Origin of the sequence: Pseudomonas sp. B21-040 (assembly GCF_024748695.1) — a bacterium.
Taxonomy (GTDB): domain Bacteria; phylum Pseudomonadota; class Gammaproteobacteria; order Pseudomonadales; family Pseudomonadaceae; genus Aquipseudomonas.
In genome coordinates, this window is the sequence record NZ_CP087176.1 from 6,035,098 (window position 1) to 6,048,062 (window position 12,965).

Sequence of the window (12,965 nt, forward strand, 5' to 3'; positions counted from 1 at the left end):
TAGCTGGGCAGAGCGTGCAATATGGCCGGGGCTGCTGCTTGCGAAACTATCAAAGGCTTCGCGACGGATGGCAAAAGGCCGGAAGTTTTTGGTACTGTCGTTTCGTTCACCTAAAACAATAAATAAACGGACTTGCTCATGATCAAACAGACGTTGTTTGTACCGCTCGCAGGATGCTTGCTCGCAATGGCCTGCGCCCAGGCGTACGCCGCGCCGAATCCATACACCAGTTTCGTCGTCTTCGGCGACAGCCTCAACGACGCCGGGACCTTTGCCGACACCGGCGGACCTGCCGGGGCGACACAACGCTTTACCAACCGGACGGGGCCGGTTTATCTGGATGGCAGCGGCGAAGTCCGCTCACTCAACTCCACGCAGATACTGGGTGGAAAACTCGGGTTCACGGCGGACCAGACCGCTTCATCGAACTCGGCGGTCCGCGCCAGCAACGGCCAGCCCGATGGTAATAACTGGGCCGTCGGCGGTTATCGCACCGATCAGATTCTCGATTCGATCACCACCACGTCCGACACGGGGGCTCGTGTCCGTGCCGGATACTTGCCGTCGAACAACTTCCGTGCCGACCCGAACGCACTGTATTACCTGTCGGGTGGCGGTAACGACTTCCTGCAAGGTCGCGTTACCAGCCTGCCCCAAGCCAGTGCCGCCGCCGACCGACTGGCCGACAGCGTGCAGACGCTGCAAGGCGCCGGCGCCCGCTACGTCATGGTCTGGCTGCTGCCCGACATCGGCTTCACCCCTGCATTCAACGGTTCCCCGCTGCAAGCATTCACGTCTCAGCTCAGCGCCCAGTTCAACACCGAACTGGTCAGCCGACTGCAGAACATCAATGCTGAAATCATCCCGCTCAACATTCCGGTACTGCTCAAAGAGACGTTCGCCAACCCGGCGCAATTTGGCTTGGCCACCGACCAGAACCTGAGTGCCACCTGCTTCAGCGGCAACAGCTGCACTGAAAACGCCCGTTACGGCATCAACAGCGCCACACCCGATCCGACCAAGCTGATCTACAACGACGCGGTGCACCCCACCGAAACCGGGCAGCGCTTGATTGCCGATTACGCGTACTCGCTGTTGGCGGCGCCGTGGGAGCTGACGCTATTGCCGCAAATGGCCCAAGGCACCTTGCGTGCGCATCAGGATGAACTGCGCAACCAATGGCTGGCCGATTGGGAAAACTGGCAAGGCGTCGGCCAATGGCGCGCCATTGTTGCCGGCGGTGGCCAGCATCAGGACTTTGACGGGCAGGACAGTGTCGTCAGCGCCGACGGTAACGGTTACAACCTGAACATCGGTGGCAGCTACCGCCTCAACGATGCCTGGCGCGTCGGCGTGGCCGCCGGTTTCTATGACCAGAAACTCGAAGCCGGTGCGAGCGACTCCGACTACAAGCTCAACACGTATATGGGCACGGCATTCGCCCAGTACCAGGAAAACCGCGTATGGGCTGACGCAGCGTTGACCGCCGGGCATCTGGATTACGACAGCCTCAAGCGTAAATTCCAGTTGGGTGCCAATGAACGCGGTGAAAAAGGCGATACCAGTGGCTACGTCGAAGCCTTCAGCGCTCGCATTGGTTATGACATTGCGCAGCAAGCCAGCAGTCCTTGGCACCTGTCGCCCTTTGTCAGCGCTGATTTCGCCAAGGTGAAGGTCGACGGTTACTCGGAAGACGGCGCTGATGCCACAGCGCTGACCTTTGCCGATCAAGAGAGCATCTCCCGGCGCCTGGGTATCGGTTTGCAGGGCAAATACCAGATCACGCCACAAACCCAGGTGTTTGGCGAAGTGGCTCACGAGCGTGAGTACAACGACGACGCCCAGGACGTGTCCATTCACCTCAACAGCCTGCCGAACAATCAGTTCACGCTGGAAGGCTACACCCCGCAAACCAACCTGAACCGTGTGAACCTGGGTGTGAGCCACAACCTCACCAAGGACCTGGCACTGCGCGCCAGCTACGTCATTCGCAAGGATGACGACTTCACTCAACAAGGCATCAACGTGGGCGTTGCGCTGGACTTCTAAATCGCAGGTCATAAAAAACGCGGCGCCCTCACAGGCGCCGCGTTTTTTTATGCCCGCAAATCCAATGTGGGAGCGAGCCGGCTCGCGATAGCGGAGTGTCAGTCGACATCAATAGTGAATGTCAGTCCGTCATCGCGAGCAGGCTCGCTCCTACAGGGGGTATTGCGTGAACTCAGGCGTCCGGGGTCTGTTCTGCCAAAGCTACGGCACGGAACATTGCGCGGCGTTTGTTCAGGGTTTCTTCCCATTCCAGCGCCGGGACCGAGTCGGCGACGATGCCGCCACCGGCCTGCACGTGCAGTTCGCCGTTCTTGATCACGGCGGTACGGATCGCAATCGCCGTGTCCATGTTGCCGTTCCAGGCAAAGTAACCGACCGCGCCGCCGTAGACACCGCGCTTCACCGGTTCCAGCTCATCGATGATCTCCATCGCGCGAATCTTCGGTGCACCCGACAACGTACCGGCCGGCAGAATCGCCCGCAGCGCGTCCATCGCCGTCAGCCCGGCCTTCAACTGCCCGGTAACGTTGGACACGATGTGCATCACGTTGGAATAACGCTCAATGACCATCTTCTCGGTGAGTTTCACCGATCCGATTTCCGAAACCCGACCGGTGTCGTTACGACCCAGGTCGATCAGCATCAAGTGCTCGGCGATTTCCTTGTCATCGGACAGCAGGTCTTTTTCCAGCGCCAGATCGGCTTCTTCGTTGGCCCCGCGTGGACGGGTACCGGCAATCGGGCGCACGGTAATCAGGTTGTCTTCGACCCGCACCAGCACTTCCGGGGAACTGCCAACGACATGGAAGTCGCCGAAGTTGAAGAAGTACATGTAAGGCGTCGGGTTGAAGCAGCGCAACGCCCGGTACAGATCGATAGGTGCTGCCTTGAAGTCAATCGACATGCGCTGGGACGGTACGACCTGCATGCAGTCACCGGCCAGGATGTATTCCTTGATGGTGTCGACAGCTTTTTCGTAATCGTCCTGGGTGAAGCTCGAACGGAACACCGGATCAGCCGACTGTTGCTTGCTGAAATCCAGGCCACGGCGCGGCGTGATCGGCTGACGGAGTTTTTCCAGCAGCTCTTCCAGACGCTCCTGGCCTTGCTCGAACGCACCGGCCTGCGATGGATCGGCGAGCACAATCGCGTGCATCTTGCCGGCGAGGTTGTCGAACACCACTACTGCATCCGAAACCATCAGCAGAATGTCCGGCACGCCCAGTGGATCCGGGTTCGGGCATTTGCCCAGACGCTTCTCCACATACCGCACGCAGTCATAACCGAAATAGCCCACCAGACCGCCGTTGAAACGTGGCAGACCAGCGATGGTCGGCACGTTGTAACGGGCCTTGAAGGTTTCGACGAACGCCAGCGGGTCTTCAACGTCGTGGCTTTCGGTCTCGACACCGTCGACGGTCACACTGACATGATGGTCATGCACCCGAAGAACGGTGCGGCATGGCAGGCCGATAATCGAATAACGGCCCCACTTCTCCCCGCCCTGAACCGATTCCAGCAGGTAGGAGTTCGGCTCGTCGGCCAGTTTCAGGTAGATCGACAGCGGCGTGTCGAAGTCAGCCAGGGTTTCGCAGGCAAGCGGGATGCGGTTGTAGCCGGCAGCGGCCAAACGCAGGAATTCTTCGCGGATCATGGGGTAGCCTCGTGGCTTGAGGGTCTAACAGTCAGGTATGCAAACGCGCCGGTATGCCGGCCAGGAACAAGTCAGGCGCGCCAACGCCAGCGGGCCAGGGCCTTGATGACTTTCATCCAGAGTTTGCGAGTGACCACCACGATGGCGTTTCCAGCAGGGGGTTGAACAGCGTCGAGCAACGTTATCTCAGCGGCCGGATCCAGGCAACCGGGAATTAGCTTGCGCAAATCGTCGATGACCAGCGCTGGCGATTCCTCGGCAATCGGCCGGCCATGGTTGTAGCCATAACTGAGCGCCACACACTTGACCCCCGCCGCTTTTGCCGCCTGCACATCGCTGCGCGAATCGCCGACGAACAAGGATTGCGAAGCCGGAATGTTGGCCATTTTCATTACGAAAAACAGCGCGGCCGGATCGGGTTTCTTCTGCGGCAGGGTATCGCCGCCGATGATCCATTTGAAGTAGCGACCGATTTTCATCTGATCCAGCAGCGGCGCGACGAAACGCTCCGGCTTGTTGGTGATCAGCGCCATCTCGACACCCTGCTTGTGCAGCCACTTCAAGGTGTCGCGCACACCGGGATAGACCACGGTCAGCTCATGGCTAGCGCCATAGGCCTGCATGAAAATTTCCAGCGCGTGTTCGGCCTCGACGTCATCGACGGCCGCATGCTCGATGCCACCCGCCAATGCACGACGCACCAATACCGGCGCGCCGTTACCGACCCATTCACGGACCGACTCGATGCCGGCAGGCTTGCGGCCCAGCTTGAGCAGCATGTGATCCACAGCCGCTGCGAGGTCCGGGACCGAATCGATCAGCGTGCCATCCAGATCGAACATCACCAGCCGCGGCAGACGCCCCGGGAACAGCTGCTCAAAACCACTCATGGGCGAGCCAACGCCAGCTCGGCGCGCATCTTCTCGATCACTTCCTGATAGTTCGGCGCGTTGAAAATTGCCGAACCGGCGACGAAGGTGTCAGCCCCCGCCGCCGCGATTTCACGAATGTTGTTCACGTTCACGCCGCCGTCGATTTCCAGGCGAATGTCACGCCCGGAGGCATCGATCAACGCCCGTGCTTCACGCAGTTTGTCGAGGGTGCCGGGTATGAACTTCTGCCCGCCGAAGCCCGGGTTGACGCTCATCAGCAAGATCATGTCGACCTTGTCCATCACGTACTTGAGCACGTCGAGCGGGGTCGCCGGGTTGAACACCAGGCCCGACTTGCAGCCGCCCTCGCGGATCAATTGCAGCGAGCGGTCGACGTGCTGCGAGGCTTCCGGGTGGAAGGTGATGTAAGTCGCGCCGGCTTCGATGAAGTCACCGACGATACGGTCCACCGGGCTGACCATCAGGTGCGCGTCGATCGGCGCGGTCACGCCGTATTTGCGCAACGCAGCGCACACCATCGGGCCAATGGTCAGGTTCGGTACGTAGTGGTTGTCCATGACATCGAAGTGCACGAAGTCGGCGCCGGCGGCCAGGACGTTGTCCACTTCTTCACCCAGGCGGGCGAAGTCGGCGGAGAGAATCGACGGAGCAATGACGAAGGGCTGCATGACGCACCTTTTTTGAGCAGAATCACGATGGCGCGCATTGTATACCTCATACTTTGGCGCGCGCACTGTGACCGCGATGATTGGGGCTGCCTTCGATCAATAAGTCACGAGGAGCTCTAGTACGCCGCCCGATAGATTTTCTCGATATCGACGGCGCTCAATTTGCGCGGATTGTTGCGCATCAGGCGCTCGATCCCCGCCGCTTCTGCGGCCATCGCCGGGATGGCGTCTTCGGGAACGCCGAAGCTGCGCAGCCCCTGCGGAATTTCCACCGCAGCGCACAACCCGGTCATCGCCTCCACGGCTTTATCTGCTGCTTCGTTGGCACTCAGATGAGAGGTCTTCACCCCCATGGCCTCGGCAATATCCTGCATGCGTTCGACGCAGGCCATCTTGTTCCAGGTCATGACATAGGGCAGCAGCAAGGCGTTGCTGACGCCGTGGGCGATGTTGAAACGTCCGCCCAGCGGATACGCCAACGCATGCACCGCGCCGACCCCGGCATTACCGAATGCCATGCCGGCCATCAGGCTGGCGGTGGCCATGTCTTCGCGGGCTTGCAGGTTGGACGGATTGGCATAGGCCTTGGGCAGCGCCTTGGCGATCAGTTTGATGGCGCCGATGGCGAGGGCGTCGGTGATCGGCGAAGCGTTGACGGACAGGTAGGATTCAATGGCATGCACCAGCGCATCGACGCCGCTGGCAGCGGTGACACCGCGCGGGCAAGTCAGGGTCATTTGCGGGCTGACCAGCGCCACGTCCGGCAACAGATAGTCGCTGACGATGCCTTTTTTCAGCTGCGCGACCTTGTCGGAAAGGATCGCCACGTTGGTGACTTCAGAGCCGGTGCCGGCGGTGGTCGGGATCGCGATCAGCGGCGGCCCTTTGCGCGGCACCTGGTCGATGCCGAACAAATCTTCCAGCGCGCCGTGGTAACCGGCATACGCCGCCACGCTCTTGGCAATGTCGATGGCACTGCCGCCGCCCAGACCGATCAAGCCGTCATGCCCGCCGTCGCGATACACCCGCATGCAATCTTCGACGATCGCGATTTCCGGGTCTGGCAGCACCCGATCAAATATCTCGTAGGTCCGGTCCCCCAGCTGTGCCAGCGCCAGTTCGACCGTGCCGGACTTGACCAGCGCCGCGTCAGTGACAATCAGCGGGTTATCGACATCCAGACGCGTCAGTTCAGCGGCGAGCTGCTCGATGGCACCTGCGCCGGTGATCAGTTTGTGAGCGATTTTGAAAGAGGAAAGACTCATCGTGCGCAGCCTCTTATAGGTAGGGGAGCTGGGCACAATAGTAGCTGGGGATTGGGGTTTGTCTGCTATTCAGGTCGTGAATAACCGAGTGGCCATTCCGATTGTTCCCACGCTCTGCGTGGGAATGCTTCAACGGACACTCTGCGTTCGGCTCGAAACGGGACGCAGAGCGTCTTGGGCTGCATTCCCACGCGGAGCGTGGGAACGATCATCGGTGTGAAATCTTAGACCTGGGCGGTGCGCAGTTTTTCGCTGCGACCGCGCAGCCATTCCAGGGTCAGCAGCAGGATCACCGAGAAGGCAATCAGCAGGGTCGCGGCCGCGGCAATCGTCGGGCTGAGGTTTTCGCGGATCCCGCTGAACATCTGCCGTGGCAGGGTGGCTTGCTCGGGACCGGCGAGGAACAACGTCACCACCACTTCATCGAACGAGGTTGCGAAGGCAAACAGCGCCCCCGAAATCACGCCCGGCGCAATCAGCGGCAACGTCACCCGGCGAAACGCAGTCAGCGGCGATGCACCGAGGCTTGCAGCGGCACGCACCAGGTTATGGTTGAAGCCCTGCAACGTCGCCGACACGGTGATGATCACAAACGGCACACCCAACACCGCGTGCACCACGATCAGCGAGAAGAAGCTGTTGCCCAATCCGAGCGGGGCAAAGAACAGGTAACTCGCCACGCCAATGATCACCACCGGCACCACCATCGGCGAAATCACCAGTGCCATGACCAGCGCCTTGCCAGGAAAATCGCCGCGTGTCAGGCCAATCGCCGCGAGTGTGCCGAAGACCATCGCCAGCACCGTCGCCGCCGGGGCAACAATGATGCTGTTCTTCAGTGCGCGCATCCATTCGGCCGAGGCGAAGAAGTCCTGATACCAGTGCAGCGAAAAGCCTTGCAGCGGGTACACCAGGAAACTGCCTGAGTTGAACGACAGCGGAATGATCACCAGCACCGGCAGAATCAGGAACAACAGAATCAAGCCGCAGAGAATCCGCAAACTGTAGAACCACACCCGCTCGACGGGCGACATATAAGGACTCAGCATTTCGTTCTCCCCTTAGCTCAGGCGCAGGCGGCTGGCGCCCACCAGCCAGCTGTAAATCAGATAAAGCACCACCGTCGCCAGGAGCAGCAGGCCGCCGAGTGCGGTCGCCATGCCCCAGTTGATGCTGGTGTTGGTGTAGAAGGCGACGAAGTAGCTGACCATCTGATCGTTCGGGCTGCCCAGCAATGCCGGGGTGATGTAGTAGCCGATGGCGAGGATGAACACCAACAGGCAACCGGCGCCGACACCGGCATAGGTCTGCGGGAAGTACACCCGCCAGAAGCTTGCAAACGGATGGCAGCCGAGGGAAATCGCGGCACGCATGTAGGTGGGCGAGATGCCTTTCATCACGCTGTAGATCGGCAGGATCATGAACGGCAGCAGAATGTGCACCATCGAGATGTAGACGCCGACACGGTTGAACACTAGCTCCAGCGGTTTATCGATGATGCCCATGGCCATCAGGCCGCTGTTAATCAGGCCGCCCGATTGCAACAACACGATCCATGCCGCAACACGCACCAGGATCGAGGTCCAGAACGGCAGCAGCACCAGAATCATCAACAGGTTGCTTTGACGCGAAGGCAGGTTCGCCAGCAGGTAGGCCAGTGGATACGCCAGCACCAGGCAAATGGCCGTGATGATCAGCCCCATCCAGAAAGTCCGGGCGAAAATATCGAGGTAGATCGCCTGGTCGGGGGTGGCCGGGGCAATTTCGCCGAGGTCATCGATGCGATGATCGACAGCCGCCAGCAAGTAGTAAGGCGTAATGCTGCTGACGTTGCGGCGTACCGCCTGCCAGTAGGCTGGATCACCCCAACGCTCGTCGAGACCTTCCAGCGCTTCTTTATAAGAGGTCGGTTCGGTGGCGAACGGCAAGGCGCGAGCCGTTTTGGTCAGCAGGCTGCGATAGCCGGCCAATTCCATGTTCAGGCGCTTGGACAAATCGCCCAGGGTTTGATTCTTGCGGGCTTCGGCGAGGTCTTCGCTGGCCGCTTTGTATACCGGTTCAGCGGGCAAGCCTCGGCCGTCCCAGCTGGCGATGGCCGACACGGTGCGCGGCATGCCGCCGACCACTTCCGGGTTGCCCACGCTTTTGTAGAGCAGCGCCACGATGGGCACCAGGAACACCAGCAACAGAAACAGCACCAGGGGCGCGATCAAGGCCTGGGCTTTCCAGCGGTTGACCCGCTCGGCGTGCTTGAGTCGCTGCTTCAAGGTGGGGTCAGTGCCCGCGTTCAGGGGAATGGCGGTGGCCATGGCGTACTCCGGAAATCTTTGATCGTTACAGAGGCAGGCGCTCCCTGTAAGGGAGGCCACCTCTGTTCTTGTTAGCTACACATCGCCCCTGTAGGAGCATGGCTTGCCCGCGATAGCGTCGGCACATTCAACATGAATGTTGAATGACACACCTTCATCGCGGGCAAGCCTTGCTCCTACAGGAGTGGATAAGCCCACAGGGTGGTCTTATTTTGCAGCCCAGGAGTTGAAACGCTGCTCCAGTTGCTCGCCGTTGTCAGCCCAGAAGCTGACGTCGATCTGCACCTGGTTGGCGATGTTTTCCGGGGTGGTCGGCATGTCTTTCAGGACATCCTTGGACAGCAACGGAACGGCTTGGGTGTTGGCCGGGCCGTAAGCGATGTTTTCCGAGTAGGTCTTCTGCTGCTGTGGCATCACCGAGAAAGCGATGAATTTCTTCGCCGCTTCAGCGCGTGCCTTGTCCAGGCCTTTTGGAATCGCCCATGCGTCGAAGTCGTAGATGCCGCCATTCCACACGACTTTCAGGTTGCTTTCTTTCTGCACGGCAGCGATCCGGCCGTTGTAGGCCGAACTCATGACCACGTCACCGGAGGCGAGGTACTGCGGCGGTTGTGCGCCAGCTTCCCACCACTGGATGCTTGGCTTGAGTTCATCGAGCTTCTTGAACGCGCGGTCCTGACCATCTTTGCCGGCCAGCACTTTGTAGACGTCTTTCGGCGCAACGCCGTCGGCCATCAGAGCGAATTCCAGGGTGTACTTGGCGCCTTTACGCAGGCCACGTTTGCCCGGGAATTTCTTGGTGTCCCAGAAATCCACCCAGCTGGTTGGCGCGGAAGCCAGTTTGTCGGCGTTGTAGGCCAGCACGGTCGACCACACGAAGAAGCCTACGCCGCATGGCTGGATGGCGCCTTTGACGTAGTCTTCGGTTTTGCCGAACAACTTCGGATCCAGCTGCTCGAACATGTCTTCGTCGCAACCACGGGACAGTTCTGGCGATTCAACTTCGACCAGGTCCCAGGACACGCTCTTGGTGTCGACCATGGCTTTGACCTTGGCCATTTCACCGTTGTACTCGCCCGCCACGATCTTGCCGTTGCCTGCCGCTTCCCACGGTGCGTAGAAGGCTTTGACCTGCGCAGCCTTGTTCGCCCCGCCAAAGGACACCACGGTCAGGTCCGGGCCGGCAGCCATTGCGCTTGCCGCCCCCATCATGCCCAGTGCCAGAGCGGTGAATTTCAGGGATCTCAACATTTATTGTTCTCTCCACGTGCAGGGTTGGTGTTGTTGAAGCCGGGGCGATCAGTTCGCCTCTAAAAGTGGGTCGAGCGCGCGAACGTGTTCGACCTGCCAGCCAAGCGGTACCACGTCGCCGACAGCCAGCGCGGGATCGAGCTCGGCAATCGGTTGTTTCACGAAGAAGTCAGTCTTGCCGCAGACTTCCAGGCGAACCCGGACGTGGTCGCCCAGATAGATGAATTCCGCCACCCTCCCTGAGAAGCGGTTGACGCATGACTCGCTGGAACCATTGAGGCTGATACGCTCGGGGCGAATCGACAGGGTGACGGGTTCGCCGGTCTTGCCGACGTTGACCGCCAGCGCTTCAACCTTCTCGCCGCGACCCAGTTCAACGATGCAGCGGTCGCCGGTCTGGCTATGCAAGCGGCCGTTGAGGCGGTTGTTCTCGCCGATGAAGTTGGCGACGAAGGTGTTTTTCGGTTCTTCGTAAAGCGTACGCGGCGGTGCGATCTGTTGAATTTCACCTTGATGGAACACCGCAACCCGGTCAGACATCGTCAGGGCTTCGCCCTGGTCGTGAGTCACGTAGACCACGGTCACACCGAGGCGTTGATGCAGGTGCTTGATCTCCATCTGCATGTGTTCGCGCAGTTGTTTGTCGAGTGCGCCGAGCGGTTCGTCCATCAGCACCAGTTGCGGCTCGAACACCAACGCACGGGCCAACGCCACACGCTGTTGCTGACCGCCGGACAGTTGGGCCGGATAACGTTGAGCAAAGGCGTCGAGTTGCACCATGCTCAGGACGCGCTTGACCTTGTCGCTGACATCGCTCTTGTTCAGACCGCGCACGGTCAACGGGAACGCGAGGTTCTCGGCGACCGTCATGTGCGGGAACAATGCGTAGTTCTGGAACACCATGCCAATGTCGCGCTTGTGCGGCGGCACGTTATTGATGGCGCGCCCGGCCAACAGGATTTCGCCCGCGGTCGGGGTTTCGAAACCGGCGAGCATCATCAGGCTGGTGGTCTTGCCGGAGCCGGACGGCCCGAGCAAGGTGAGGAATTCGCCTTTGCGAATGTCCAGGTTGAGGTCTTTGACGATCAGGTTCTCGCCGTCGTAGCTTTTTTGCACTCCACGAAAGCTGACCAGAATATCGCTGGCCCCTGCGCTTGAATCGACCTGGCTCATACCCACACCTTTGTTATTGATGACTGCTGTGGGACTAAGCCTAGTGGACCCTGCCGACCACGCAAATCGGGGTGCAGGAGAGAATCGCCTCAGCCGGACGGAAGGCTCGGGGTAGGGATTGCCCTACAAGGATGGCGCGTTTTGGCAAACGCAGCGGCAAGCGGTCGGCTACAAGCCGCAAGGACTGGCAAAAGCAGGTTGGCGGGGTGTCGTAAATGGATATGCCACCGCGTTTGTCTTGCAGGAGCAAAGCTTGCTCGCGATGACGATTTCAAGGACGCCATCGCGGGCAAGCCTTGCTCCTAAAGGGTTCGCGGCGGGTTTTAGAGGAGTTTGTGTTCCATCGCGTACTTCACCAGTTCCGCCAGGGACGTGATGTTGAGCTTCTGCATCAGCCGCGCCTTGTGGGTGCTGATGGTTTTGTTGCTCAGTGCCAATTGCTGGGCGATGTCATTGACGTTAACGCCTTGGGCAAGACGTTCGAACACCGAAAACTCGCGCTCTGAAAGCAATGAATGCAATGGCCTTGAATCGGTCAGGCCGACTTCGAACACCATGCGGTCGGCGAGGTCCGGATCGATATAGCGCCCGCCCGCCGCCACTTTGCGGATCGCCGTCAGCAGCAGGGCCGGATCGCTGTCCTTGGTCGCATACCCCGCAGCGCCGACCTTCAACGCCCGGGCGGCCATTTGTGCTTCGTCGTGCATCGACAGCACCAGGATGGCGGGTGGATTGTTTAGTGCACGAATGCGCGGAATCGCTTCCAGGCCATTGACGCCCGGCATGGAGATATCCAGCAATACCACCTCGCAGGGCACATGCCGCAAGGTCTCGAGCAACTGTTCGCCATTGCTCGCCTCCCCCACCACCAGCAAGTCCTTGGCCAGGCCAATCAATTGCTTGATGCCTTCGCGAACGATGGTGTGGTCTTCAGCTACCAGTACACGGATCACAGTCTTCTCCAGATTCAAGATCATTCGCGAGCAGGCTCGCGAAGGCGTCAATACAACCAACACCTATTCTTCAAACTTCATCCACCGGCACGCGCACACTCAGGGTGGTGCCTTCACCCGGTTCACTTTCAAGCGACAACTGCCCGCCCATGATCAACACCCGCTCACGCATGCCGACAATCCCGAAGGAGGTTGGCCTGCCGGTCGCGGCGACAAATCCTACGCCATCATCGCTGACCGTCAGACACAACTCGTCGCCGTCCAGCGACAATGACAGTTCGACAGTATGCGCCTGGGCATGACGCATGACATTGGTCAGGGCCTCCTGAAGGATCCGGAACAAAACCAATTGCCCTCGCATCGCTGAGCAGTGGCAGATTGTCCGGCACCTGCACCAAACAAGGGATCTGTGTGCGCGCCTCGAAACGCCGGGCCTGCCATTCGATGGCAGACGCGATCCCGGCATCCAGGATCGGTGGTCGCAGCGCCGTGGCCACGTCGCGCCACCAATTGGAACAGCTGGGCGATCAAGCGCTTCATGCTGTTTCAAGCGTTCGTTTCAGACCCGGGTCGAGTTGGGCGTAGGCCAATTCGCACATGGACGTTTTCCAGTTTGAGCACGGTCAGCATCTGACCCAGTTCGTCGTGGACTTCCCTGGCGATACGGGCCTTTTTCCTCTTCGCGCACGCTCTCCAGATGGGCAGACAACTCGCGCAACTGCTCGCGGGAGCTGGCGAGTTTCCAGCTCA

The 12,965-nt window shown here is 60.0% G+C and carries 10 protein-coding genes and 1 pseudogene; 1 reads left to right on the plus strand and 10 read right to left on the minus strand.

Annotated features, from left to right (window positions below; translation table 11 throughout):
* Window positions 1-138: 138 nt before the first annotated feature.
* On the plus strand, window positions 139-2,049 hold the full coding sequence (gene estP / locus LOY55_RS27725; protein ID WP_223522828.1) for an esterase EstP: 1,911 nt from the start codon (window positions 139-141) through the stop codon (window positions 2,047-2,049).
* 172 nt (window positions 2,050-2,221) lie between these two features.
* Here estP and trpE read toward each other — a convergent pair whose 3' ends face one another.
* The 10 genes and pseudogenes from trpE to LOY55_RS31305 all read right to left on the minus strand — a co-directional run.
* Window positions 2,222-3,703, minus strand: coding sequence for an anthranilate synthase component I (gene trpE / locus LOY55_RS27730; protein ID WP_109785542.1), 1,482 nt, complete (start codon window positions 3,701-3,703; stop codon window positions 2,222-2,224).
* A 71-nt stretch (window positions 3,704-3,774) separates the two neighbouring features.
* Entirely contained in the window at window positions 3,775-4,593 is an 819-nt protein-coding gene (locus LOY55_RS27735; protein WP_046030020.1) for a phosphoglycolate phosphatase, read from the minus strand.
* Window positions 4,590-5,264, minus strand: a complete 675-nt coding sequence (rpe, locus tag LOY55_RS27740) for a ribulose-phosphate 3-epimerase (RefSeq protein ID WP_046030019.1) — start codon at window positions 5,262-5,264, stop codon at window positions 4,590-4,592. The genes LOY55_RS27735 and rpe overlap by 4 nt, the downstream gene beginning before the upstream one ends.
* Window positions 5,265-5,380: 116 nt before the next feature.
* Window positions 5,381-6,529 (minus strand): iron-containing alcohol dehydrogenase, encoded by a 1,149-nt coding sequence (locus LOY55_RS27745; RefSeq protein ID WP_223522830.1) that lies wholly within the window; start codon window positions 6,527-6,529, stop codon window positions 5,381-5,383.
* Window positions 6,530-6,753: 224 nt separating this feature from the next.
* The gene (locus LOY55_RS27750; RefSeq protein WP_027926741.1) at window positions 6,754-7,578 is read right to left on the minus strand and encodes an ABC transporter permease; all 825 of its coding nucleotides are present in this window, start codon (window positions 7,576-7,578) and stop codon (window positions 6,754-6,756) included.
* A gap of 12 nt (window positions 7,579-7,590) precedes the next feature.
* Window positions 7,591-8,838, minus strand: coding sequence for an ABC transporter permease (locus tag LOY55_RS27755; protein ID WP_046030015.1), 1,248 nt, complete (start codon window positions 8,836-8,838; stop codon window positions 7,591-7,593).
* Window positions 8,839-9,045: 207 nt separating this feature from the next.
* Complete coding sequence (locus LOY55_RS27760) at window positions 9,046-10,089, minus strand: ABC transporter substrate-binding protein (protein ID WP_046030014.1); 1,044 nt, start codon at window positions 10,087-10,089, stop codon at window positions 9,046-9,048.
* Between the two features lie 48 nt (window positions 10,090-10,137).
* On the minus strand, window positions 10,138-11,262 hold the full coding sequence (locus LOY55_RS27765) for an ABC transporter ATP-binding protein (RefSeq protein WP_046030013.1): 1,125 nt from the start codon (window positions 11,260-11,262) through the stop codon (window positions 10,138-10,140).
* Window positions 11,263-11,585: 323 nt separating this feature from the next.
* A complete protein-coding gene (locus tag LOY55_RS27770) occupies window positions 11,586-12,239 on the minus strand; it encodes a response regulator transcription factor (RefSeq protein ID WP_175648964.1) in 654 nt (217 codons plus the stop codon).
* Between the two features lie 46 nt (window positions 12,240-12,285).
* A pseudogene (locus LOY55_RS31305) lies at window positions 12,286-12,945 on the minus strand (sensor histidine kinase); the annotation flags it as partial.
* Window positions 12,946-12,965: the final 20 nt, after the last annotated feature.

Coding starts and splice junctions, on each gene's coding strand:
- LOY55_RS27745 (WP_223522830.1), bottom strand. CDS start 6,529: ATGAGTCTTTCCTCTTTCAAAATCGCTCACAAACTGATCACCGGCGCA.
- estP (WP_223522828.1), top strand. CDS start 139: ATGATCAAACAGACGTTGTTTGTACCGCTCGCAGGATGCTTGCTCGCA.
- LOY55_RS27755 (WP_046030015.1), bottom strand. CDS start 8,838: ATGGCCACCGCCATTCCCCTGAACGCGGGCACTGACCCCACCTTGAAG.
- LOY55_RS27760 (WP_046030014.1), bottom strand. CDS start 10,089: ATGTTGAGATCCCTGAAATTCACCGCTCTGGCACTGGGCATGATGGGG.
- LOY55_RS27770 (WP_175648964.1), bottom strand. CDS start 12,239: ATGATCTTGAATCTGGAGAAGACTGTGATCCGTGTACTGGTAGCTGAA.
- rpe (WP_046030019.1), bottom strand. CDS start 5,264: ATGCAGCCCTTCGTCATTGCTCCGTCGATTCTCTCCGCCGACTTCGCC.
- trpE (WP_109785542.1), bottom strand. CDS start 3,703: ATGATCCGCGAAGAATTCCTGCGTTTGGCCGCTGCCGGCTACAACCGC.
- LOY55_RS27750 (WP_027926741.1), bottom strand. CDS start 7,578: ATGCTGAGTCCTTATATGTCGCCCGTCGAGCGGGTGTGGTTCTACAGT.
- LOY55_RS27735 (WP_046030020.1), bottom strand. CDS start 4,593: ATGAGTGGTTTTGAGCAGCTGTTCCCGGGGCGTCTGCCGCGGCTGGTG.
- LOY55_RS27765 (WP_046030013.1), bottom strand. CDS start 11,262: ATGAGCCAGGTCGATTCAAGCGCAGGGGCCAGCGATATTCTGGTCAGC.